At 40.8% G+C, this 24373-nt stretch carries 23 protein-coding genes, 4 tRNA genes and 1 pseudogene; 18 read left to right on the forward strand and 10 right to left on the reverse strand.

The genetic code is table 11. The annotated features are described in order from the left end of the window. Positions 1-161: 161 nt before the first annotated feature. Positions 162-659, reverse strand: coding sequence for a lactoylglutathione lyase family protein (locus tag OIZ54_RS08825; protein ID WP_029774549.1), 498 nt, complete (start codon positions 657-659; stop codon positions 162-164). A gap of 78 nt (positions 660-737) precedes the next feature. Then, positions 738-818, reverse strand: a pseudogene (locus OIZ54_RS08830) (twin-arginine translocation signal domain-containing protein); the annotation flags it as partial. Between the two features lie 522 nt (positions 819-1340). On the opposite strand from OIZ54_RS08830, the gene OIZ54_RS08835 reads away from it, so the two are divergent. Further along, the gene (locus tag OIZ54_RS08835; protein ID WP_064386661.1) at positions 1341-2261 is read left to right on the forward strand and encodes a hypothetical protein; all 921 of its coding nucleotides are present in this window, start codon (positions 1341-1343) and stop codon (positions 2259-2261) included. Then, entirely contained in the window at positions 2255-2809 is a 555-nt protein-coding gene (locus OIZ54_RS08840) for a hypothetical protein (RefSeq protein ID WP_154946033.1), read from the forward strand. The genes OIZ54_RS08835 and OIZ54_RS08840 overlap by 7 nt, the downstream gene beginning before the upstream one ends. A gap of 262 nt (positions 2810-3071) precedes the next feature. On the opposite strand, the gene queE is transcribed toward OIZ54_RS08840, so the two are convergent. Then, positions 3072-3737 carry a 7-carboxy-7-deazaguanine synthase QueE gene (gene queE / locus OIZ54_RS08845; RefSeq protein WP_264390360.1) on the reverse strand — a complete coding sequence of 222 codons (666 nt, stop codon included), beginning with the start codon at positions 3735-3737 and terminating at the stop codon, positions 3072-3074. Positions 3738-3882: 145 nt separating this feature from the next. Between queE and queC the strand changes: the two genes are divergently transcribed. Beyond that, entirely contained in the window at positions 3883-4539 is a 657-nt protein-coding gene (queC, locus tag OIZ54_RS08850) for a 7-cyano-7-deazaguanine synthase QueC (RefSeq protein ID WP_004589469.1), read from the forward strand. 99 nt (positions 4540-4638) lie between these two features. Here the strand turns inward: queC and OIZ54_RS08855 are convergent, their stop codons facing one another. Then, on the reverse strand, positions 4639-5088 hold the full coding sequence (locus OIZ54_RS08855) for a methyltransferase family protein (RefSeq protein WP_264390197.1): 450 nt from the start codon (positions 5086-5088) through the stop codon (positions 4639-4641). Between the two features lie 344 nt (positions 5089-5432). Here OIZ54_RS08855 and OIZ54_RS08860 point away from each other — a divergent pair, with 344 nt between their 5' ends. Beyond that, positions 5433-5675, forward strand: a complete 243-nt coding sequence (locus OIZ54_RS08860) for a hypothetical protein (RefSeq protein WP_024034198.1) — start codon at positions 5433-5435, stop codon at positions 5673-5675. On the opposite strand, the gene OIZ54_RS08865 is transcribed toward OIZ54_RS08860, so the two are convergent. From OIZ54_RS08865 to OIZ54_RS08885, 5 genes are all read right to left on the reverse strand, one after another. After that, positions 5672-6709, reverse strand: coding sequence for a hypothetical protein (locus OIZ54_RS08865; protein ID WP_264390198.1), 1038 nt, complete (start codon positions 6707-6709; stop codon positions 5672-5674). The two genes, OIZ54_RS08860 and OIZ54_RS08865, sit on opposite strands and share 4 nt — an antisense overlap. 101 nt (positions 6710-6810) lie before the next feature. Next, the gene (locus OIZ54_RS08870) at positions 6811-7482 is read right to left on the reverse strand and encodes a tRNA (adenine(22)-N(1))-methyltransferase (protein ID WP_264390199.1); all 672 of its coding nucleotides are present in this window, start codon (positions 7480-7482) and stop codon (positions 6811-6813) included. 148 nt (positions 7483-7630) lie between these two features. Beyond that, complete coding sequence (locus tag OIZ54_RS08875; RefSeq protein ID WP_264390200.1) at positions 7631-8584, reverse strand: class I SAM-dependent methyltransferase; 954 nt, start codon at positions 8582-8584, stop codon at positions 7631-7633. Then, complete coding sequence (gene uvrB, locus OIZ54_RS08880) at positions 8585-10579, reverse strand: excinuclease ABC subunit UvrB (RefSeq protein WP_264390201.1); 1995 nt, start codon at positions 10577-10579, stop codon at positions 8585-8587. A 4-nt stretch (positions 10580-10583) separates the two neighbouring features. Continuing rightward, positions 10584-11954: an MATE family efflux transporter gene (locus OIZ54_RS08885; protein ID WP_055255642.1), complete on the reverse strand. Its 1371-nt coding sequence runs from the start codon at positions 11952-11954 to the stop codon at positions 10584-10586. Positions 11955-13016: 1062 nt separating this feature from the next. Between OIZ54_RS08885 and OIZ54_RS08890 the strand changes: the two genes are divergently transcribed. The 14 genes from OIZ54_RS08890 to OIZ54_RS08955 all read left to right on the forward strand — a co-directional run bounded on the left by OIZ54_RS08890 (position 13017) and on the right by OIZ54_RS08955 (position 23652). Then, positions 13017-13093 (forward strand) — tRNA-Asn (locus tag OIZ54_RS08890). A gap of 22 nt (positions 13094-13115) precedes the next feature. After that, positions 13116-13192: transfer RNA gene (locus OIZ54_RS08895), tRNA-Asn, on the forward strand. 21 nt (positions 13193-13213) lie between these two features. Then, positions 13214-13290 (forward strand) — tRNA-Asn (locus tag OIZ54_RS08900). 26 nt (positions 13291-13316) lie between these two features. Beyond that, a tRNA-Asn gene (locus tag OIZ54_RS08905) sits at positions 13317-13393 on the forward strand. A 148-nt stretch (positions 13394-13541) separates the two neighbouring features. Next, on the forward strand, positions 13542-15485 hold the full coding sequence (locus OIZ54_RS08910; protein ID WP_024034192.1) for an EAL domain-containing protein: 1944 nt from the start codon (positions 13542-13544) through the stop codon (positions 15483-15485). 214 nt (positions 15486-15699) lie between these two features. Then, complete coding sequence (gene rsxA / locus OIZ54_RS08915) at positions 15700-16281, forward strand: electron transport complex subunit RsxA (protein ID WP_264390202.1); 582 nt, start codon at positions 15700-15702, stop codon at positions 16279-16281. A gap of 1 nt (position 16282) precedes the next feature. After that, positions 16283-16837, forward strand: coding sequence for an electron transport complex subunit RsxB (gene rsxB / locus OIZ54_RS08920; RefSeq protein WP_004589479.1), 555 nt, complete (start codon positions 16283-16285; stop codon positions 16835-16837). A gap of 8 nt (positions 16838-16845) precedes the next feature. Further along, entirely contained in the window at positions 16846-19392 is a 2547-nt protein-coding gene (gene rsxC / locus OIZ54_RS08925; RefSeq protein WP_264390203.1) for an electron transport complex subunit RsxC, read from the forward strand. Then, complete coding sequence (rsxD, locus tag OIZ54_RS08930) at positions 19389-20447, forward strand: electron transport complex subunit RsxD (RefSeq protein ID WP_264390204.1); 1059 nt, start codon at positions 19389-19391, stop codon at positions 20445-20447. Before rsxC ends, rsxD begins: the two co-directional genes overlap by 4 nt. Further along, on the forward strand, positions 20444-21082 hold the full coding sequence (gene rsxG / locus OIZ54_RS08935) for an electron transport complex subunit RsxG (protein ID WP_138580050.1): 639 nt from the start codon (positions 20444-20446) through the stop codon (positions 21080-21082). The genes rsxD and rsxG overlap by 4 nt, the downstream gene beginning before the upstream one ends. Next, on the forward strand, positions 21079-21777 hold the full coding sequence (locus OIZ54_RS08940; protein WP_004589483.1) for an electron transport complex subunit E: 699 nt from the start codon (positions 21079-21081) through the stop codon (positions 21775-21777). The genes rsxG and OIZ54_RS08940 overlap by 4 nt, the downstream gene beginning before the upstream one ends. Positions 21778-21821: 44 nt before the next feature. Next, entirely contained in the window at positions 21822-22454 is a 633-nt protein-coding gene (gene nth, locus OIZ54_RS08945) for an endonuclease III (RefSeq protein ID WP_264390205.1), read from the forward strand. A 3-nt stretch (positions 22455-22457) separates the two neighbouring features. Next, a complete protein-coding gene (locus tag OIZ54_RS08950; RefSeq protein WP_138580049.1) occupies positions 22458-22991 on the forward strand; it encodes a hypothetical protein in 534 nt (177 codons plus the stop codon). Further along, a complete protein-coding gene (locus OIZ54_RS08955) occupies positions 22942-23652 on the forward strand; it encodes a GGDEF domain-containing protein (RefSeq protein ID WP_138580048.1) in 711 nt (236 codons plus the stop codon). The genes OIZ54_RS08950 and OIZ54_RS08955 overlap by 50 nt, the downstream gene beginning before the upstream one ends. 60 nt (positions 23653-23712) lie before the next feature. On the opposite strand, the gene OIZ54_RS08960 is transcribed toward OIZ54_RS08955, so the two are convergent. After that, positions 23713-24372: a hypothetical protein gene (locus OIZ54_RS08960; protein ID WP_264390206.1), complete on the reverse strand. Its 660-nt coding sequence runs from the start codon at positions 24370-24372 to the stop codon at positions 23713-23715. Position 24373: the final 1 nt, after the last annotated feature.

A 24373-nucleotide genomic window follows, 5' to 3' on the forward strand; every position in this document is an offset into this window, starting at 1 on the left:
GCTATCAGCTATCAGCTATCAGCTATCAGCTATCAGCTATCAGCTATCAGCTATCAGCTATCAGCTATCAGCTATCAAAAAATAGAAAAAGCGTTGCTCTAGGGCAACGCTTTTTTATTAGCGTTTATTGAATAAAGTACAGTGACTCGTTACATAGTTAATTAACCATAAGCGCCACTTGAATATATAAGCTCGTAACTGTGGCTATAAATTTCTAAAATATTGCCAAACGGGTCTTCCATGTAAATCATGCGGTATGGTTTTTCCCCTGGGTAATAATAGCGCGGCGCTTTCATACGCTTTTTACCGCCCGCAGCCACTATTTTATCAGCGAGTCCTTCTACATCAGGGTCTTGTACGCATAAATGAAATATTCCCGTTTTCCAATACTCAAAATTATTTTTTGGGTTTTGCTGATTTTTAAATTCAAATAGCTCAACCCCCACCCTATCCCCTGTTGATAAATGGGCTATTTTAAAACTGCCCCACCCAGCACCAAATACATCAGTACACATCTCACCAATCGGTGATTTATCTTCTGTTATTTGTGTGGGTTTCATAATTAAATACCAGCCTAACACCTCAGTGTAAAACTTAACGGCTTGTTCTAAGTTTGGCACTGACACACCAATATGCGAAAACGTGCGCGGGTAAGGCATTGGCGAATCAGCTAAGCCATTTGCTTGCTCGCCTTTATCAGCTGCTTGCAGGTTGGCATTAGCATTTAAACTTGTAAACAGCATAGGCAGCGCGGCAGCACCCAACCCAGCAGCCGATAACTTCATAAAGTCTCTTCGATTTAGCTCTTTTTTACTCATGGCATGTTCCTTAACGGCAAAGGCGTTAAATGTAATTAAAGGAATTAATTTGCCATGATAAATGAATATAGTAAGGACAAAAAATTATCAAATATGATATTAATGATTACGTTTTGTGATGATGGTATGAGTTTTTAATAAGCCTAGCCACTATAGTTGAGCGGCTTATCATAGGCTTGGTATTCAAGAGCAATATAAAAAGGGATTAAAATATTTATATCAAAAGAAATAAATTACTTACTTTAAAAAGTACCATATGAGTTACTCATCACTTAAATTATTTTAGTAACTATCAACTAAGTTCCTAAACTTTTGGAAATGGTCACATGAACAACTTTAGTGTTTAATAATATATTATTAAACAGACACTTATCTATTGAGCATTGTTGATGTGGCTATTGTATTTCATGTGGATGGTAAATTTTGACTATTATTATACATTGGGGTTGTTTTAGACAATGCATCTTTTATAATGGGTACTAAATTAAAGGATTAAATTAATTACTTAAAGGATAAAAATGCATGCCAGGTCCATTTCTGAATTATCAACCTCACAATCATCCAAGTATCAACAAAGATAAACTGCGTTCGAATCTAGAGAGTGACTTTAATAAATACCAAACAGATATTTTTGTACTTACCCACGAAGAGTTTTTAAAACTCTGGGTGGCAGTTCAATCTGCGCGTGGAAAATCTCAAGCGGAAATTGAACAGTATCTTTCAGAAGTTACAGGCTTGTCTCTTGCTCAAATATCGTTAGCAAATGCTGCTACATTTGGCTCTGCAATAAAAGACACACCTTCTTTTTTAGCTATATATAACGACTTTAAGCGTTCAGGAAACATCTTTGGTAAATACGAGCCCATTACTCGCAATGGAAAGAAATATATCGTTTTTAAAGGTAATCACAAAGTTAGGACGATTCTTAGAGGAACAAGGTATCTTGCTAATAATACACAAGTAGTAAACGTTGGTGTAGGTAAAGAGGCTTTGAAACAAGGAGCTAAAAGCGGTTTTTATATTTCAGTATTTTTTTCTGTGACTCTGAATAGCATAAATTGGCTTTTTGAAGAGGATTATCGTTGGACAAACTGGTTGGCAACAACGAGTACTGATATCGTTAAAGCTGTTATAGGGGCACTGGCTGGTATTTTGGCAGGTATAGCACTTGCTAGTGGAACAGTAGCTGTTGTAGCTATTGGTTCGGGGATTATTATAGGGGTTATTGTAAGTATGGGACTAAATTCAATTGATGAAAGGCTTAAAATAACCAAATCATTCATAAAATATCTAGAGTATAAAGAAAGACAGTTAATGAAAACTACTGGAGAAGAAATTCATAGGGTTTATATAGCCACGGTAAACTCATTCCTGAAATCTATAAAGATCAAAGCAAGAAAAGATCTCAGCAGCTTTTTAAGTGAGCTAGTTAACCCATGGTAGATTCATTTAAGTTACGATTAAATAGTTTAGATCCTACTTTTATATTTGCTGTTGTGTTTACAATTCTATTAAGTGTTGGTATTACTTGGCTAATGATTTCTTATCTTTTTAGCGAAATAATACAAGGGATTTTATACCCATATAGTATTTATCCAATAATTGTTTCGTCTACCGCTGATATTTTAATGATTCCAGGCAGTATAGTTTTATGGCTGGGGTCATTTGTCGGTGTTTTTGATATTTTATCGAAGTTATTTAAAAAGCCTATTTATGAAAAAGTAAAAATGAAATTGGGACAAGCTGTTGGTGTAATGCTAGTGGTTTCAATAGTAACGCTTGTTGCGAATTATGTAACTTGGCAAATTGCAGCTCGCGCTAATGGTTATACCCAATGCGCGAGTGGTAGTAAGCTTTTAGTTGGAAGCAAAACGTCTTCAGTTTGGAGTAAAGAAGAGTATTTATGCTACGACTACAATGTAGACAAACTTTTACCTACAGGCACTCATGAGCAAGTGCTTGAGGTAGCTGAATATCTAAAGAAAGATTAAATTAAAAGCGTTGCTACCCTTGCTGAGCTTTTAGCAGAAACCAATTTATTTTTACGGTATTCAATTTTTTGTGTCGGATGGCGCTTCGCTTATCCGACCTACGTGTTTAAATACGCTGGTGTGGTGGTTTATATAAAGAGTGAGTAATGGGGTTATGGTGTTGGGTTTCGTTTCACCAAACCCAACCTTGTATCTACGGAATATAACTTAACGCCGAGCAGCTTATCGCTTACAGCTAAGCACTTACAGCTGCCCTTTCGCTTTAGCTAATCCCTAAATACTTATGTACTTGCACCGATAAGCGCCAGTTTTTGGCAATACAAGTGTCGATGGCTAATTTGGTGGCTGACACTTTTTGGCTGATTGGCTGTAAGTATACAAGCTTAGGATTAACACCTGTTTTGGCAAATAGCGCTTCAAGCTCATCTACGTGCTTTTGCATCGCTACTGGGTGCTTTATCTCGTTGGCGCGCTTCATGGCGCTGGTAAGTACTTCGTAGCCGCCGCGCATGTTAATTTTAGGCGATACGGTAACCCAGGTTTGCTCAGGGGCAAGTATTTCAAAGGTGCCGCTGGTTTCTATTTGTGTCGTAAAGCCGTTATCGTGCAATAGCTTACACACTGCGTTTAAATCGTACATACACGGCTCGCCGCCGGTAATTACAACATGCTTGGCTGTATAGCCACGTGATTTAAACAGCTCAAGTACTTGCTCGGCGCTGGCATCGGCCCAATGATCTGAATCGGCTTTTTTTTCTACCGTTTCATCAAGCGATACTTTGTACACGTTATCGACTTCCCAAGTTTGTTTAGTATCACACCATGCGCAGCCCACTGGGCAGCCTTGCAAACGCAAAAATATTGAGGGTGTGCCGGTAAAACTTGCTTCACCTTGGATGGTTTCAAACACTTCATTAATTTTGTACAAAAGAGATCTCACTTACTGCCTAGCTGCAAAATTGCTACTATAAAAGACGAAAAAGCGCTGCCCAAAAATTGTTATTTAAGCTGCGGCCGTGTAGTATATCGCGCCCTGATATAAACCTCTATTAAAACTAAAGAGCAATCCAGATATGACGCAAAAAGTAGTTGTTATTTATTCCGGCGGTATGGATTCGTTTACCGTATTAAATAAAGCCTTACAACAAGGCCATGATGTTTATGCCCTTTCATTTGACTATGGTCAGCGTCATGTTAAAGAGCTTGAAGTGGCTGCAAACGTGTGTGAAAAACTCAACGTTCCACATAAAATTGTAGATATATCAGCTATTAACCAGCTTATTGGTGGCTCATCACTGACTGATGATATTGATGTACCAGAAGGTCATTACGAAGAAGAAAGCATGAAAAGCACCATAGTGCCTAATCGTAATATGATTTTGCTTTCGCTGGCGGTTGGTTACGCTGTGTCTTTAAAAGCGAGCAAAGTATATTATGGCGCGCATTCGGGGGATCATGCTATTTACCCTGATTGCCGTCCTGAGTTTGTGCAAAAAATGGATGATGTATGTCGTATTGCTAACTACGACGCTGTAGAAATTTTTAGCCCGTACCTAAATAACACAAAAATTGATATTTTAACCGATGGCATAAAAATGGGCTTAGACTACAGCCAAACATGGACTTGTTATAACGGACGCGAAAAAGCCTGTGGTAAATGTGGCGCCTGCCAAGAACGTTTAGAGGCATTTTCGCTTAATAACGTCACTGATCCAATCGAGTACGAATAACGCTAGTTATGGGGTTTTCAGTGAAAGCACGGTTAGTTTATTAGCGCTGAACGCAAAAAGGCTATCATCTCGATAGCCTTTTTTGTATTTGCTTGTAAATTACAACCAGCGTTTTACTTTGTTTTTATACTCTGTGAATTCTTGACCAAATAATTTGCTAAGCGCCCGCTCCTCAGGAATTATTTGAAAAAACGTTAAATGAGCAATAAACCCAGCAACACATAAAAGTGCCCACAGCGAACTAAGCCAAATACCCCAGCCAGCTAAAATAAACGCAAAGCCTACATACATAGGATTACGTGAAATTTTATATACACCACTGGTTACCAACTTTGATGCTTGCTCAGGCTTATTTGGATTAACTGTGGTACGTGCAAATTTAAAGCTTACTACCCCGGCTATACAAAATGCGCACCCTATAATGACTAAGCTTGCTGCTAAATAGGCAATAAACGCTGTAAAATCAATCACACTGTAATGGGCTATTAACGCCATAATCCCTGCAAAAACGAGCACGACAATAACCGGAGGTATTTTATTATTTAACATAGCAACTCACTGTATTGATTATAAAATATAGTTCTAGAAGTCTGTAAACACTATACCCGTTTGCATTAATACACAATTAAATACAAGGTTAACGCTGGCATAGAGCGCGTTAAAACTGCTGATCAAAGCAACACAATAAAAATGTTGGCTTTAAAGTCACACGGTTTAATCTCAAATAGACTTATTAATTATGCCATTAGTTATTAAACAATAACGCAGGTGTATCAATGATGAACACAACTCCACGCTGCAATCGACAAATAAAGTTACAATTGTCAGGTTTAACCGCTGCTAAATATGGTTATACTTTATGCAACAGTTAAAACTATAAAAAGGAAGTGGTTATGTCAGGCACTACAATGATAGTACTTATTGTGCTTATATCGGTTGGCTCTGGAGTTATTTACGATATGTACAAAAAGCACCTTGAATTTAAACACAAAATGCAAGATAGCAACCAAGATGCAAATAAACAACTGGCCGAGGTAAGTGCCCAAGTAGTTGCTTTAAAAGAGCGCGTGCAAACGCTTGAGGCCATAGTGACAGACTCAAGCTACACCACAAAAGAAGAAATTAACCGCCTTTAAAAACGATATAAATGTGCATTTTCTGGCTGCTCTATACCGTGGGCAGCTAAAAACCCATCTATAGCTTGGCCGCAACCTTGTGGCGCACGCGAACTATCAATTTCAAAATTAAGCTTATTTGCATGTTGCTTGCCAAGCGAGCACAGCCCCAACACTTTTGGCGAGCGCATTGCCACACTAAGTGCACCAATTTTTTCTACGCAATTGTGTTTACTAAATCGGGCAAACCCTTGGTATTTAAATTGCTCACTCACATACTCATTACTAATATCAGCCAGGGCATTAATAAGGCCATGTAAAAAGCTATTTGCGCTGCTATCACTGGTTAAAAATGCAAAGGTTTTATTATTAAATTCTGTAAGCTGACAAGTATTGCAGTGTAATTTTAAGGTGTATAACCACTGCTGCGAGCTTATTTGCTGCATAGCACTTAGCGATACCTTAGCACCTGCAAATACCACCCGTTTTAATAGCTGCTCAATTGTGCAATGCTGCTCATTGCCCTGCGGCGCGTGTGCAATAACAAGCTCTGCATTTTGTGCCATAACCGGTAAATCATGGTGATTATTAAATGGCGTGCTGGTGGTATTATTGCTGTGAGTAAGTTGAAACAGCTCTCTTACCTCGTGCTCTCGCGCTATTTTAAGCGCTAAAAACGCTGTTTGAATAAGCTCGGAGGTTGGTAAGTTTTCCTCTACTATCCAGCGCCTGCCAAACAGTAATTTTTTTGCTGTGCCCTCACCCGCGTAACTACTGGTTTTGTAATTATCGGGGCTGAGTACGGCAACTTGTAAATAAAGTTGCTCATCTTTTTGTGCAGCAAGCACTCTAAAGTGCGCTGAAAAATTTATATTTTCTAGTACTTGATTAACGCTTTGTAAGGTGTGTTTATAGCGTAAAAAGTGCTGTGGAACTATCCAGCTGTTATTAGCAAGTTGCACTAATGGAGCATACGAAATTGGCTGCTCGTAACTGTTTTGCCATTTTTGCTCTGCACTGAGCAGCGGCTCAATGCGACTTTTTTTATCTGACATACATAAACCAAATAAACTCGCGCAAGGCGATATAATCTATGTTGATGTTACGTTTTTGCGCCTTGCATTAGATCACACTATTAGCGCTAAATAAGCCATTTTTAAGCGTCGCTGAGCTTTTTATAATCTGTTATAACTTTTTGATAATAAAGCTCATCTTTATTAAGCATTTTATTATAATGATTGAGTAACTGTTTAAGGTATTGCCTGTGCGATGCATGATTTAAATCCCACATGCTGTTACCGGTAGATGTGAGCAACGTTGTGCTACGTTGACTTACCTCTATAAGCTCATAATAGCGGTTGTTTTCAGTGATTAATTGCTCGCTTTCAAGGCCTAAGCCTAATTTGGCTAAACCACTGCGCAAATGATAAGTATGGTGTATAGGACAAACTATAAAGCGGGTGCTTGCTACAGATGCAGCGCAATTGTTTTTAATAATGCCGGCAACAAGTTTTAGTAACAGCTCGCCGCCAACACCTGCAATAACCACAGTATTTAACGCATTTGGAACGAGCTTTATTTCTCTTACATCTTGGCAATGTACTTTATATTGCGCATCACTTGGCAGTGTTTGGCTAATATTTGTAAGGTGCTCGCTCAGCTCGGCCATTATTTTATCTACCACATCTACAAAATTAACCTGTTTTGCAGCGCGGCGCTTTAATAGTGCAATGCCTAAGTAACCATGATCGCAGCAGCAATCCCAAATAACATCAACGGGGTTAGTAATTAACGCATTAATTGCGTTTAAACGCTTACTCAGTTTCATTTAATACCAATTAGCTTAATTAAGTGATCTATTTTGAGGCTGGAAAAACGTGTTGATAGCTAGGCAAAAAATTCGCTATTTAGTTGTTCTAAATGAGAGTTTTTTAACACAGATAGCGACACGTTTAGCCCCTTAAAATGATTAAGTATTATTGCGAATTGGTATAAGTTGCGGTATGCGCCGTTTTATACACTAACGCTTTTAAGCTTTTATTGCTGTCTACTTCTACAAAACGGGCCGTTGGTGCAAGGCGCTTAACAAATTCTATTGCTCCTTGGGTGTGCTCGTTTATTAAAGCTTTAAACGCATCTTCGCTAAGCTCTGGGCTATTAGCGCATAATAAAAGCTGTGTGGTATCGCACAGTAGTTCGGGCAATCTGCGCAGCACCTTTTGATAATCTTTAGTTAGAATAAAGCTGCCCTTTTGAAAGCTTGGCGGGTCTACAATAATTAAATCAAACGGCGCTGCTTTTTTTAATTTACCAAACGACTTTAAAATATCGTGCGGTAAAAAACTCACTCCGCGCTCAAAACCATTAAGTTGGTGATTTTGCTTACCTACTTTAAGTACGCCTTTGCTCATATCCATGTTCATAACGTGATCAGCCCCGCCTTGCATTGCCGCAAGCGAAAAACCACACGTGTATGAAAACAAATTAAGTACTTTTGCATGTTTACTATTAGCAGAGACAAACTCACGCCCACTTCGCATATCGGGGAATATTCCGGTGTTTTGGCGGCTTGTTAAATCCACTAAAAAACCAATACCGTTTTCTTTAACCACATGTGGCGAGGGAAGATTACCATGCACTAAACGATTGCTGCTTTGTACACCCGCGCGCTGTTGATACACCAATGCAGATATCAATTCAGGGTGATGCTGCTGCGCCCACGCCCAAAGGGTACTGGTCAGTGTATTTAACGTGGCTTCGTCAATTTCTTCGTACGAAATTAAAAACAAGCTTGGCGGATAAAAGTCTAAATTAATATGGCTTAGCGATGCCACGCTATGGCCGCGGCCATGAAATACGCGGCATAGTTCGTTTTGTAGTAATGGCGCATCTTCAAGCGCGCTTATTAGGGGCGAAAAATCGGGTGTCATTTAGTTAATCAACTGTTGTTGTAGTTCGTGTATTTCGTCGCGTACAGACGCGGCTTTTTCAAATTCAAGGTCGCTGGCATAAGCATGCATTTTGCTTTCAAGCTGTTTAATTTGTGAGGCAATTTCTTTCGCACTGAGTATTTTTTTAGACTCTTTACGTACCAGCTTAAGGTTATCTTGTGGTGCGGCTTCTTCGCCCACATCCATAATATCGGTGATCTTTTTAACCAAGGCTTGTGGCTCAATGCCGTGCTCTATGTTGTAGGCGTGTTGTATTTCGCGTCGGCGCTGGGTTTCGCTAATCGCTTTTTCCATCGATTTAGTTACTTTGTCGGCATATAAAATGGCGCGCCCGTCGAGGTGACGAGCAGCACGACCAATGGTTTGAATAAGCGAACGTGCTGAGCGTAAAAAGCCTTCTTTATCGGCATCTAAAATGGCAACTAGCGCCACTTCGGGCATATCTAAGCCTTCTCGTAATAAGTTAATACCCACTAACACATCAAACACACCGGCGCGTAAATCACGAATTATTTCAACGCGTTCTACTGTGTCTATGTCTGAGTGCAGGTAACGCACTTTTACGTTGTGCTCGCTTAAGTAATCGGTTAAATCTTCCGACATACGCTTGGTAAGGGTGGTTACCAGTACCCGCTCACCTTTTTCTACACATTTATAAATTTCTGAGAGTAAATCATCTACTTGAGTGCCTACAGGGCGTATTTCTATTTCTGGGTCTAACAGGCCCGTTGGGCGTATAACTTGCTCTGCTACTTCGCCTGCGCTGCGCTCTAATTCAAAATCACCCGGCGTTGCCGATACATAAATCGTTTGCGGTGCTATGGCTTCAAATTCTTCAAAGCGCAATGGGCGGTTATCCATCGCCGATGGCATTCTAAAGCCATATTCAACTAGGTTTTCTTTACGGCTTCTATCGCCTTTATACATGGCACCTATTTGCGATACGGTTACGTGCGATTCATCGATGATCATCAATGCATCATCAGGAAGATAATCGAGTAATGTGGGTGGCGGATCGCCCGGTGTACGCCCCGACAAATAACGGCTGTAGTTTTCTATGCCCGAGCAATAACCAAGCTCGGTCATCATTTCTATGTCGTATTGTGTACGCTGCGCTATGCGCTGCTCTTCTACTAATTTATTGGCACTTAATAATTGTGCTCTGCGTTCTTTAAGCTCAGCTTTTATTTTTTCTATGGCATCAAGAATTTTTTCGCGAGGCGTTACGTAGTGCGTTTTAGGGTAAATAGTGGCACGTACTATGTGTTTTTCTACCGCACCAGTAAGGGGATCAAAAATACTAAGGCGCTCTATTTCGTCATCAAACATTTCTACGCGTACTGCATAGGTGTCTGACTCGGCAGGAAATATATCAACAACTTCGCCACGTACACGGTAAGTACCACGGCTAAAGTCAATGTCGTTACGGGTATATTGCAGCTCCGCTAAGCGGCGCAGCATATCGCGTTGGTCGACCTGTTCGCCTACTTTTAAAAGCAGCATCATTTTCATGTATGAGTCGGGGTCGCCCAAACCATAAATAGCCGACACAGAGGCCACTATTATGGTATCGCGGCGCTCAAGCAATGCTTTAGTAGCACTTAAACGCATTTGCTCTATGTGCTCATTAATAGAGGCGTCTTTTTCTATAAACGTATCGCTGGCAACCACGTAGGCTTCTGGCTGGTAGTAATCGTAGTAAGATACAAAATACTCAACTGCATTATTAGGAAAAAACTCTTTCATTTCTCCATACAACTGCGCGGCTAGTGTTTTATTATGCGCCATTATTATTGTTGGGCGATTTAAATCGCTAATAATATTGGCCATGGTAAATGTTTTACCTGTACCTGTGGCACCGAGTAAGGTTTGATGCGCAAGCCCGGCTTCTAAGCCTTCTTCAAGCTGTTTAATCGCTGTGGGTTGATCGCCCGCGGGTTTAAATTGTGACTTTAGCTCAAAGTGATCACTCATTCATTTACTCCGTTACCGTGTTACTGCATATTGCATCTAGCTCTTTTACAAACCATTTGTACGCGACTAAACCTGTGAATACATTACCGATTGCAGCGCCAATAAATAAACCAATCAAGCCACCTAGCATACTGCCTACATAAGCAAAAGGCAGGTAAAAAACAAACAAACGAATAATACTTAAAAACAATGCATTCATAGGTTTGTGTAAAGCATTAAACGATGAATTTGATAAAATGATCACCCCTTGAAAACCATAACTTAGCGGTATGGTGTATATAAAGAGCTTAATAACATCGATTACAGCTTGTTCTTTACCAAATAATTGGCTTATTACCCCTGACAGCGCAATGAGTAAAATATAAATAGCAAATTGCCATATCATCACAAATTTAAGCGTACCAATGTACGCCTCTTTTACGCGGCCTAATTTACCCGCCCCAAAGTTTTGGCTAACAAAAGGAGGCAATGTCATCGATAAGGCCAGCACTAAGATACTGGCAATTGATTCAATACGGCTGCCCACACCAAAAGCGGCAACCGCTTCGGGTCCATGATTGGCAACGAGTGCGGTCATCACTGCCATTGCTACTGGGGTAAGCATGTTAGCCCCCGCTGCGGGTAAACCTATTTTAAGTACTTTTTTAATTGCGCTTGCCGCAGTTTGATTACCGGCTTTTAAGCTTAATAGCCGCTTTTTAATGCCCAGCACATATAAAATAATAATAACCGCTACGCCCCAGGCAATAACACTGGCAATAGCGGCACCTTGAATGCCTAATGCCGGTACTGGGCCCCAGCCAAATATCAAAATAGGATCGAGTATGGCATTAATAAGCCCTGCCCCACCCATTACTATGCTGGGTGTTTTAGTATCGCCACTGGCTCGCAATACCGAATTACCTATCATGGGGGTAATTAAAAATACGCTGCCAATAAACCAAATATTCATATACTCATGAATAAGTGGCAGCACTAATTGTCCGGCCCCTAATAAAGTGAATATTGGGTCGATTAGTAAATATCCAACAAACGAAAGTAAAATAACTAATAGTAGCGCCACAATAAGCGACACACTGGCATCAAAACGCGCCTCTTCTATTTTATTACTGCCTAAGGCTTTCGCTATCACCGCTGATGTGCCAATACCTAAACCTATGGCTAGGCTTATTACCGTAAAGGTTACCGGAAACGTAAAGCTTACTGCCGCAAGGGGCTCTGTGCCCAACATACTGATAAAAAATGTATCGACTATATTGAACATCATTAGCGTGACCATGCCAAATATCATCGGGATGGTCATTTTTTTCAATGTAGGCAAGATGGGATCGTTAAGTAAATCTGGGCGTGATTGAGAATGTGAAGTTTCGCGCATGGAATAAATAAGCCTCTTTTACTGAGCGAGCCATTTTAAAGCATCATAGCAATTCAAGCCACGGATTTATCAATGGATTTCATACTAATAATAAAGCAACAATTAAAAAAATAGCTAAAGTTGAATTTTTAAGCATTTGTGCACAAATACGCCCTTAGAGCGCCAAAAAACAATAAGTGAACATTTTTATTACTTTTTTAACATTTAACCCTGCAAATTCGCTGAATTTTTACACAGCGCGGTATTAATCTTTATCGTAACGAATTAATTTACTCATCGTTGCATGGTAATTCAGCATGCATTTATAACCCTATGTTTTTTATAGTAATAAAAAAATCGTTTTAAAAGCTTGAAATCGTTGTAGCGCCCTAAAACTCTGGTCGGGACAGTGTTCTTAAAGTTTCATAAACAGAGTTATCCACAGAAACCGTGGATAACTCAGCTCAGCCCGCATTTATAAAGGCTTGCGCGCTGGCTAAAATTCAGCTCAGGGCCAACCTTTGCTCAAAGTTAAAGTTAAAAACTTATCAATGCTTGCAAACAAAAAATTAAGCTAAGCCAAATCTTTGTGCCTAATACAGCTATAAGTGACTTAATTAGTTAACGCAAATATTTAGCAACTTATTGATTGTTTTGTTTTTGTACAGCTTTTTAAAATAAAGTTTTCAGCCACGGCTTTATTAGTTTAACCCCTCTTAAATACCGTAATACGAAAAAACTACCTTGCTGGATTTTTTAAAAAGATCTGCTAGCTAAATTTATACTCGGTTTTATGACAACCAGGTTAAATACAAATTTACTGATTTGCCGCGATAAATTTTGTCTCAGCGGCATTTTTTACACATAAATTAAACAATGGCTATTTTATGGGCGCGGTTTTTTTCACATTGGTGTGAGTCTAAATAGAGATTTACCGCCGTGTTTTGCATAAATAGAGTTATAAAATGCGCAGATCGAACATAAAAACAACGAATAAACTTCTTTTTTAAATTTATGACTTTTATATGTTGACACTTTGCGGCTCCATCATTAATATTTCGCCCCGTTGAAAGGCATGACGCTTCCCCCTTAGCTCAGTTGGTTAGAGCGACGGACTGTTAATCCGCAGGTCCCCCGTTCGAGTCGGGGAGGGGGAGCCAAGTTTTTTCAATCATAAACGATTCCCCCTTAGCTCAGTTGGTTAGAGCGACGGACTGTTAATCCGCAGGTCCCCCGTTCGAGTCGGGGAGGGGGAGCCAAGTTTATGTTTATGATGTAGTTCCCCCTTAGCTCAGTTGGTTAGAGCGACGGACTGTTAATCCGCAGGTCCCCCGTTCGAGTCGGGGAGGGGGAGCCAAATCATAAAATTACATCTCTATTTGTTCCCCCTTAGCTCAGTTGGTTAGAGCGACGGACTGTTAATCCGCAGGTCCCCCGTTCGAGTCGGGGAGGGGGAGCCAATCATAAGAATTTCATAGACATTTCAGTAATTTTCCACTACTCTTCTGCTTTATAACTAAAACATAATATCTATTCTAATGTGTTGCTATTAGTTGAATGATCAAGGACCTGATTCCTTTCCTTTTGAACTATTAAAAGATTGATAACATGGCTGGCTTTAAAAAACTTATTTTTATACAAATCCTGTCTTGGCTTGTATGTGTTGCGGCTGGAAGCTACTTCATATCTGTAAGCTTTAATAATGCAGTAAGTGAAGCACAAACTTCAGCGCAAACCAGCGTAACACGTTACATTAACAGCTTAACAAGTGATGAGCTTTCGCCTGAAAGTATAAAAAAAGCGATTGGCGATGGTAAAACGTTTTCAAGCTTTATACTAAGAGACTACCAAGGGGCTGAGGTATTTTCAGTTAACTCCCCTACCCAGCTGCCCATGTTTGCTGAATTTATTCAATCTAGCTTTAATTCGGTTCGCCCACAGTTTGCCGTTAACGACGCTGCAGATATAAAAGTAGAATTTACCCTCAACATTGAACGTTTAGCGCAGCAGCTACAAACCTCGTTATTTATAGTTATATTTATTTCTGCCTTTTTAGTGATTATTCCTATCATATTAATGAAGTCTATTTTTCTTAGCTTAAATAAAAATATCAGCATGACCGTTGCCGATGTAATAGACATTTATATTAACCAAAATCAAATTGGCGACGACTTAGACACCGCACTTGATGCAAGTAAAATGAAAAAGCTTGGTAAAGATTTAGTCCCGAGCTTTAATCGCCTTTCGCATTTTTTAAAAAATAAAAATGATGATATTCAAAACGCTGCCCTAAGTATCAAACAAGAAGCCTATAAAGATGTAATTACCGAATTAGGTAACCGTAATATGTTTGTTGAATATTACGAAAAACACATTGAAAACAGTGAGCGCAGTACGTTTGGTTCGTTAGCGCTTGTACGCTGTAGTGAGCTGCAAACTATAAACCAAAGCCGTGGCTACCAAAAAGGTGATGACTACGTTAAAGGTGTGGCGGATATAATTAAGCATATAAGCGGCACTTACACCGGCAGCCAAGTATTTAGGCTAAATAGCTCAGACTTTGCCATTGTACTGCCTAATACCCCACTTAAAGAAGCAGAGCGTTTTGGTGAAAACCTGCAATCGCGCTTTACTCAATATCAACAAAATCAAGAGCTCAGCTCTGTGGCTAATACAGGTATTGTGGGCTACGAAAAAGGCAAACCGCTGGGTGAGCTATTATCGGTTGTCGATAACGCAATGAGCATGGCGCAATCTAAGCAAGTAAATGCATGGCATGTGCAACGCGAAACCGATTTAGTTAATAATGTAAGTGCTGGGTTTGGTAACCAAAACTGGCGTAAAGTGATTAACGAAGTGATTGAATCAAAACGTGTTCACTTAGTAATGCAAAATATTATGCCGCTTGGTAAAAGCATTAAGGCGTATGCAGAGATACAAGTGCGCTTTAAAACCGAAGATAACCAAGTGCTTCCTACGGCCTCGTTTTTAGCCATGGCTGAAAAACTCGATATGGCCATAGAAATTGACCGCTTAATTATTGACTCATCACTTGAAAAAATTAAAAGCCGTAACCTCTCTGAAAAGTTTTTTGGCCTGAATGTGACCGCCTCAAGTGCACATAATGATCAATTTGTTATTTGGTTAGAGCGCCGCTTATTAAAAGATACGCATATAGCCTCTAAATTAGTATTTGAAGTAAGTGAGTTTGGCCTACAGCAAAATATTAAAGCCAGTAAACGCTTTATTGATATGGTGCATCGCGTAGGTGCCCGCGTAACGGTTGAACGCTTTGGTGTAGGACTAACGTCGTTTAAGTTTTTCCGTGATTTAAAACCAGACTTTATTAAAATGGATGCCAGTTACACCCGCGGCCTAGAAGATGATAAAAACAATCAATACTTTATGCGCCTAATGGTTGATTTAGCCCACCGCATTGGTGTGAGTGTGTTTGCAGAGGGCGTTGAAAGCCAAGAAGAAAAACACATAGTAGAAACGCTTTGCCTAGACGGCGTACAAGGTTATTACATAGAAAAACCTAAAGATATTTAGCACCTCCCCTTAATGAAAGTAAAAAAGAGCACATGTGCTCTTTTTTGCGTTTAACTGTTTAATTTTTCGCTTACTTTAAAATCACATAAATTTTACAGCTTTGTGATCGCTTAATTATTTTACTGTGTTTATTTAACTGATAACGACTCGCATATGTTGTTTATCGGGGCAGAAAAAAGGATAATACACAGGATTTTAATAGCGCGAGGCACACATGACAGAATATGTCTTGTTATTGATTGGAACCGTTCTAGTTAATAACTTTGTATTAGTACAATTTTTAGGCTTATGTCCATTTATGGGTGTATCAGGCAAGCTTGATACCGCTATTGGTATGTCTTTAGCAACCACGTTTGTGCTTACTCTTGCCTCTGTTACAAGCTATTTAGTTAATCAATATATTTTAGCGCCGCTAGATATCGAATTTTTACGCACCATGAGCTTTATTTTAGTGATTGCCGTTGTGGTGCAATTTACCGAAATGGTTGTGCGTAAAACTAGCCCGACTTTATACCGTTTACTGGGTATATTTTTACCGCTGATCACCACTAACTGTGCGGTATTAGGTGTTGCGCTTCTTAACATAAAAGAAGATCACACCTTTTTACAATCGGCCGTGTATGGTTTTGGCGCAGCCGTTGGCTTTTCATTAGTACTTATATTATTTGCAGCGCTGCGCGAACGCCTTGCTGCTGCAGATGTTCCTACCCCGTTTAAAGGCGCCTCAATAGCCATGATCACTGCCGGCTTAATGTCGATGGCGTTTATGGGTTTTACCGGATTAGTGAAGTTTTAATATGACCTTAATGTATGCCTTGATAGCGCTTGGCTCGCTAGCGCTTGTTTTTGGACTTATTTTAGGCTTTGCAGCTATTCGCTTTCGTGTAGAAGGCGACCCAATTGTTGAGCAAATAGATACCATTTTACCGCAAACCCAGTGTGGCCAGTGTGGCTATCCGGGCTGTCGCCCCTACGCTGAGGCAATTGCCAACGGGGATGAAATTAATAAATGCCCACCAGGCGGAGAAGCAACGGTTAAAAAGCTAGCCGATTTAATGGGCGTAGAGCCTAAACCGCTTGCCGGTGGCGAACAAGCAGAGCCGATAAAAACAGTGGCCTATATTCGCGAAGACGAGTGCATAGGCTGTACTAAGTGTATTCAGGCATGCCCTGTGGATGCCATTGTTGGTGCTACACGCCAAATGCACACTGTACTAATAGAAGAATGTACCGGCTGCGATTTATGTGTAGAGCCCTGCCCTGTAGATTGCATTGATATGCTGCCTGTAGCCGAAACAAAACAAAACTGGAAATGGCAACTTGATGCTATTCCTGTCACGCAAATAGATTAGAGGTTTGAGTGGAAAAGTTACTTGAACAAATTAAAAAAGGCACTGTTTGGGCATTCCCGGGCGGCGTGCATCCACCACAACAAAAAACACTCTCTAACAGTGCGCGTATTGCTAGGCTTCCTCTACCTGATAAGTTAGTTGTACCAATTAAACAGCACATTGGTGCTAACGGTAAATTGATTGTAGAAAAAGGCCAACAGGTATTAAAAGGCCAAGCACTAACCGTGCCCGTTGCGAATTGGTCTGTGCCTGTACATGCGCCCAGCTCTGGCACCATAACAGATATTGCTTCTATGCCTTCGGCACATCCATCGGCTTTACCTGAGCTAAGTATTATTATTGAGCCTGATGGCAAAGATCAATGGTGCGAACTAACCCCAATACCTAACCCAAGTGAGCTTAGCCACGATGAATTAGTCGATATAATTCATCAAGCAGGTATAAGCGGTATGGGTGGAGCAGGCTTTCCTACTTATGTAAAAGCCGATATAAAACAACCTATTGAGTTTTTAATTGTTAATGCTGTTGAGTGCGAACCATACATAACAGCCGACGATGTGTTAATGCGTGAACATGCCAAGCAAGTAGTGCAAGGCATTGAGCTAATGCAACAAATTTTAAACCCGACACTGTGTATTGTTGGCATTGAAGATAATAAGCCCGAAGCCATAGCGGCTATGAAAAGTGCCGCAGAGCACAACGCCAATATTGTTATTCAAACGGTGCCTACTGTTTATCCATCGGGCGGCGAAAAACAATTAATTAAATTACTTACAAACCGTGAAGTACCCAGTGGCGGTATTCCTGCCGATATTGGTATTTTAGTGCACAACACAGGAACTTTGTTTGCTGTGCAACAAGCGGTGTACGAAGGTAAACCGCTTATAGAGCGCGTTGTTACAGTAACAGGTAACACCATTCATAATGCAGGTAATGTATGGGCATTATTAGGCACCGAAGTTAAGCACCTGCTTGATTGCCAAGGTTTTTCACCCGTACCCCAGCAGCGCGTTGTAATGGGCGGGCCGATGATGGGCTTTACCTTACCGACTGTGCGTATTGGGGTAATTAAAACCACCAACTGTATTTTAGCCCCCGATCATAAAGAGCTGGCAGAGCCTGGCCCTGAAAAAGCCTGTATACGGTGTAGTGCCTGTGCAGATGCCTGCCCTGCTTCGTTATTACCACAGCAATTACAATGGTTTGCAAAATCAAAAGAATACGACAAATTACAAGAGCACAACTTATTTGATTGTATTGAATGTGGCGCGTGTGCGTATGTATGCCCGAGCGAAATTCCACTGGTGCAGTATTACCGTGTAGCAAAAGTAGAAATAAAAGAGCAACAAGCCGAAAAAATTAAAGCCGATAGAGCAAAAGAGCGCTTTGACGCCCGTAAAGAGCGCCTAGAGCGCGAGCAACAAGAACGTCAAAACCGCCATAAACGTAAACCAGCGGCAAAAACATCAGATGAAAAGCAAAAAGTAGCGGATGCCCTTGCCCGCGTTAAGAGCAAATCATCAGATGGCGATGAAAAATCTGCTGTAGCCGCTGCAATTGCCCGCGCCAAAGCGAAAAAACAGCAAGGTGAAGAGCTAGAGCCAGATAACAGTGAAGTAGCTAAAGAGCGCGCACTACGTAAAGAAAAAGCACGTAAATATAAAGAACAAAAAGCTGCCGAGGGCGAGTCATCACCAACACCTGATGATAAAAAGTCAGCCGTAGCTGCTGCTATTGCACGCGCTAAAGCGAAAAAAGCGGCGCAAGCTGAGCAAAATGCTGAGCCACAAAGCGATGAAGCAACCGCCCCAGCTGATGATAAAAAAGCAGTGGTAGCTGCTGCCATTGCCCGTGCTAAAGCTAAAAAAGCGGCGCAAGCTGAGCAAAGTGCAGAGCCACAAAGCGATGAAGCTCCCGCCCCAGCTGATGACAAAAAAGCTGCGGTAGCTGCTGCTATTGCGCGTGCTAAAGCTAAAAAAGCGGCGCAAGCTGAGCAAAGCCCTGAGCCACAAAGCGATGAAGCGCCCGCAGACGATAAAAAAGCAGCGGTAGCTGCTGCTATTGCCCGTGCTAAAGCAAAAAAAGCGGCGCAAGCTGAGCAAAATGCAGAGCCACAAAGCGATGAAGCCCCCGCGCCCGCAGATGATAAAAAAGCAGCGGTAGCTGCAGCTATTGCGCGTGCTAAAGCTAAAAAAGCCGCTAAAGCGGCTGCGCAATCCCAGCAATCAGATGAGCCAAGTGCTGCTGAGCAAACAGGTGAAGTTGAGCCTGAAAACTCACAAACACGCTCTCCTGCTGATGACAAAAAAGCGGCCGTAGCTGCTGCTATTGCCCGTGCTAAAGCAAAAAAAGCCGCTAAAGAAGCAGAGCAATCAGCAGCAAGTGAACACAGCGCACCTGAACACAGCAATGAGCCACAAACCAGCAGCGGTTCAGACTCTGAGAAAACGGCCTCTGAGCAAACTGCAGCAGAGAAGAAAAAAGCCGCCGTGGCCGCCGCAATAGCGCGCGCCAAAGCTAAAAAGTTACAAAAAGAAGGAAATGATCAGTCATGAAATTAACCATGGCCAGTTCGCCGCACAACCATAGCCATAAGTCGTTAACGCGATTAATGCTAACCGTAATTGCTGCGTGTATTCCTGGGCTAATAGCGCAAGTGGTATTTTTTGGAACTGGCGTACTTATTCAGTTAGTACTGGCACTTGTTGCTGTAAGCGTATTTGAAGCAGCCATTATGTTAATGCGTAAACGCCCTGTTTGGCCTGCATTGAGTGATGGTAGTGCTTGGCTTACTGGTGTGCTGTTAGCACTGAGTATTCCGCCGCTGGCGCCTTGGTGGGTCATTATTATTGGCTGTTTATTTGCCATTGTGATTGTAAAGCAACTTTATGGTGGGCTTGGGTTTAACTTATTTAACCCAGCAATGGCCGCATACGTACTACTTTTAGTCTCGTTTCCGGTGCAAATGACCGCTTGGTTACCCGTTACCGATTTACTTAACGTCCCAATTGGCTTTATTGACCAATTACGCCTTATATTTACTGATTTTACCGCTCTGGGCTTTAGTGTTGATCAAGTCCGTGCCGGCGTTGATGGCCTCACCATGGCCACCCCGCTTGATACAGTTAAAACCGATGTAGCTCATGGTCTAACTGTTAGCGAAAGCATGCAAAAACCGATTTTTTCTCAATGGGCTGGGCTTGGTTGGCTATGGGTTAACCTAAGCTTTTTAGCCGGTGGTTTATACCTTTTAAAAGCTAAAATTATAAACTGGCATATTCCAGTAAGCTTTATAGGCTCACTAGCGCTGTGCAGTGCCATTGGCTATATTGCCGCTCCGGGTACCGAGCCGGGTATGGTATTTCACTTATTAAGTGGCGCGACCATGATGGGCGCATTTTTTATCGCCACCGATCCTGTTTCGGCTGCAACTACCAATAAAGGGCGCTTAATTTATGGCGCGTTAATTGGCTTGTTGGTGTATTTAATTCGCACCTTTGGTGGCTTCCCTGATGCGGTAGCCTTTAGTGTATTATTAATTAATATTGCCGTACCGCTGATTGATTACTACACCCAACCACGCACTTATGGCCACGGAGCAGTAAAATGATTATTTCATCAATGGCTAAAAATGGCGCGATATTAACCGCCTTTGCACTGATAACAACAGGCTTAGTTGCCTCAATTGATGCCTTTACCGCCGATAAGATTGCCGAGCAAGAACGCTTGCAACTAACCTCACAATTACAAGAGGTATTAAACCCAAGCAGCTACGATAATCAGCTCAATACAAATTGCGTAATTATGAGCGATGAACAACTGGGTCCTTACCCCGAGCAAGTTATTTACCGCGCTTATAAAAATCAGCAACCTGTTGCACTTGTAATAAGACACATAACACCTAGTGGTTACAGTGGCGATATTAACTTATTAACCGCCGTACTTGCTGATGGCACCATTGCCGGCGTTCGTACTACTAAGCACGAAGAGACGCCCGGCTTAGGCGATAAAGTAGAAGTTAAAAAGTCGCTGTGGATCACTACATTTAACGATTTAACGGTTCAAAGTGAAGACGATGCCCGTTGGGCGGTAAAAAAGGATGGTGGCCAGTTTGACCAATTTACCGGCGCAACAATTACCCCTCGCGCCGTGGTAGGCTCGGTAAAAAATGCCGTATTATTTGCAAAAACTAACTTTGCCGCCATTTTTAAACAGCCTAATGCTTGCCAAGAGGTAACCCAATGAGTGAGTTAAAAACCTTATACAAAGAAGGCGTATGGGCTAATAACCCCGCGCTAGTGCAGCTACTCGGTTTATGTCCGCTTTTAGCTGTTACATCAACTGTAACCAACGCGCTCGGCCTAGGGTTAGCTACTTTATTAGTTTTAGTAGGCTCTAATATTACTGTTTCAGTTGTGCGTAATTGGGTGCCTAAAGACATTCGTATACCAGTATTTGTAATGATTATCGCAGGCTTTGTGACCATAGTTCAGCTACTTATGAATGCGTACACCTTTGGCTTGTATCAATCATTAGGCATATTTATTCCACTAATAGTAACTAACTGCGCCATTATTGGCCGTGCAGAGGCATATGCCTCTAAAAATCCTGTGCACCTGTCTGCATTCGACGGCCTGATGATGGGCTTAGGCTTTATGGCCGTATTGTTAGTACTCGGTGCAATGCGCGAACTGATAGGCCAAGGTACATTATTTGATGGGGCCGATTTGCTTCTAGGGCCATGGGCACAAAGCCTACGCTTGGAAATATTTAGTTTCGATAGCCAGTTTTTACTCGCTATTTTACCACCCGGCGCCTTTTTAGGGCTTGGGCTGCTAATAGCAGCAAAAAATGTTATTGACGCACAAATAAAATCAAAACAAGTAACGCCGCCAGAAGCCGAAAAAGGCCCACGCGCACGTGTTACTAGCTTAACTTAAGGGGAAAACGCATTAACGCTATTAGCTAATGCGTTTTAAGTTGCATGAATAAAGAAAAACGTCACCAAATACTCTCGCGCTTGCGCGAGCAAAACCCGCATCCAGAAACCGAGCTTGAATACTCAAGCCCATTTGAGCTACTAGTAGCCGTTACGCTCTCTGCACAAGCCACCGATGTAGGGGTAAATAAAGCCACCCGTAAATTATTTCCGGTTGCTAATACGCCACATGCCATTTTAGATATTGGCCACGATGCGCTTCGCGATTATATAAAAACCATTGGCTTATTTAATTCAAAAGCCGCAAACGTGTACAAAATGTGCCAAATATTGGTTGATCAACATAACGGCATTGTTCCCGAGAACCGCGAAGCCCTCGAAGCCCTACCCGGTGTTGGCAGAAAAACCGCAAATGTAGTACTCAACACAGCCTTCGGCTGGCCGACCATTGCCGTAGACACGCATATTTTTCGTGTTTCAAACCGCACCAAATTTGCTATGGGCAAAGATGTAGTCGCCGTTGAGCAAAAACTTGAAAAGGTTGTTCCTAAAGAATTCAAAGTAGACGTTCACCACTGGTTAATACTACACGGACGCTATACCTGCGTTGCCCGTAAGCCTAAATGCGGCAGCTGTATTATTGAAGACTTGTGTGAGTTTAAAGAAAAAACGGACTAATAATTGAAAAGCTATAGCAATAAAGCACAATTATACAATTTGCTTTTAGCCATTACTTCAGCGTTTTTTATATGGCTCTCGAATGGCTTTATCACCTTTATTGCTTTTAACGAGTCTGTTGCGGGAGTGAAATTTGAAGAACTTTTGCTCATATTTTCACACGTCGATATTCTAAAAGTTTTGGCTTTTCCTGAGTTTTGGGAAGCTAATGCAAATCACTCTTTCATTGAGGCCCCTGGTTTATGGTTTGAGCCGATGACTATTTTATCTTCGTTAGGCTCATTACTTCTCATAGCTTTATTTTCTATGTATGTCAGTAAATTAAAATCTGAAACAATATCTTTATCATTACTCTTAATTGGATTTTTATACTTGGTTGTTTCATGGGGTGTTTTGCTAGATGTATCTGATGCTAAGATGATTGGGCCCTATTTAAGTATTGGCATTCAAGGTCTGTTATTACATTCGTTTATAAGTTGCCTAATTTGTGTTTTTACCTTTTCAAAAAATGTATATTTTAAAATTAGTACTATTTAGTCTTTCTTTATTTAGTAGCTTTGCATTTGCAAGCGAAATTGATTGGCAAAGCAAAGCGGCTGATCATATTAGGTTAAATATAATTCTGTTTATTAACCTTGGCCTTTTCATTCTCATTTTGTTTTTCTCAATTCGTCATATTAAAAAATTAAAACGACTTAATATAACAATCACTAATGAATCGTTAATCGACCCTTTGACAAAAGTGTTAAATAGAAAAGGCTTTCATGAACAAGTTTCTCGCTTAGATAAACAAAGTGGTTTTTTACTCATTGCAGATATAGATAACTTTAAACTCATTAATGATCGATTTGGACATAATGCTGGTGATAAAGTTCTTCAAAGGGTCGCTCATGCTTTAAAAGTTCAAACTAGAGAAAAAGATATTGTTGGACGATATGGCGGAGAAGAGTTTGTAGTTTTCTTTCCAAGCAATGATGTTGAAACCGTAAAAAAGATTTCACATAGGCTTGTATTAGCCATTGCTAGCCTTAATTTAAATGACATATCGCCTGAATTAACAGGAGTCACAATTAGTGCGGGTGTAGATAAAGGTGATACAAAACGCTCTAAGTTTGAAAGGTTATATGAAAACGCAGACCAACTATTATATAAAGCTAAGGCTGCTGGTAAAAATCAAGTTATCGTATTTGATAACTAACAGCTTAAGCCTTAGCTATTCCACTTCTGGTCGCACTGCAGTAATCCGGCATCTAATCGTTTAGCTGTCTGTTGATTCTATACTATTTATAAATTGCGCCATATTTACTAAACGCTCACCGACAATAAATGCAATGGTGCGTTTAACCCAAGGCACTTTAATATTTGTGTAGTTTAGTTTAGCTAATACGCAGCTTGTAATTATTAAAAGTAGAAGCGATGACACGCTGTAAAACCAAACCATGTGTTGCTCTAGGTGAGCATACAAGTCAATTTCAAATAGCACGTCAAAGCCAATAAAAACATAAGCCATATAAAAAGGTGCAGACATAAGCAACAACTTAGTTAGTTGTAATTTATGTGAGCAAAGGCGGTAAACGTCTTTTTGAAGTTGGCTAATTGGCTTTGCATAATCAATGTTAGCAATATGCACTATTTGGCCAATATTACCTGCAAGGCCAGCAATGGAAAATACACTCAGTATCAACGCAGATATTGAAGGCGCTGAAACACTAAAGTTATTTGCAATATACTGCCCCAATAAAACAATAATAAAAAAGAAGGCTGCGCTTTCAATAATACGTGCCCACTTCATAATATTAAGCTCTTTCATTTGTGTATTCACTTTTGTTTCGCTCAGCAGTGATTGGTTTATTGTAATGGCCGATTCGTTAACACTATTTTGCTGCTGCCATGTGTTTTTAATGTTATCTAAATTCATA

This window comes from Pseudoalteromonas sp. A3, assembly GCF_025942345.1.
In the GTDB taxonomy this organism is placed as follows: Bacteria; Pseudomonadota; Gammaproteobacteria; order Enterobacterales; family Alteromonadaceae; genus Pseudoalteromonas; species Pseudoalteromonas atlantica.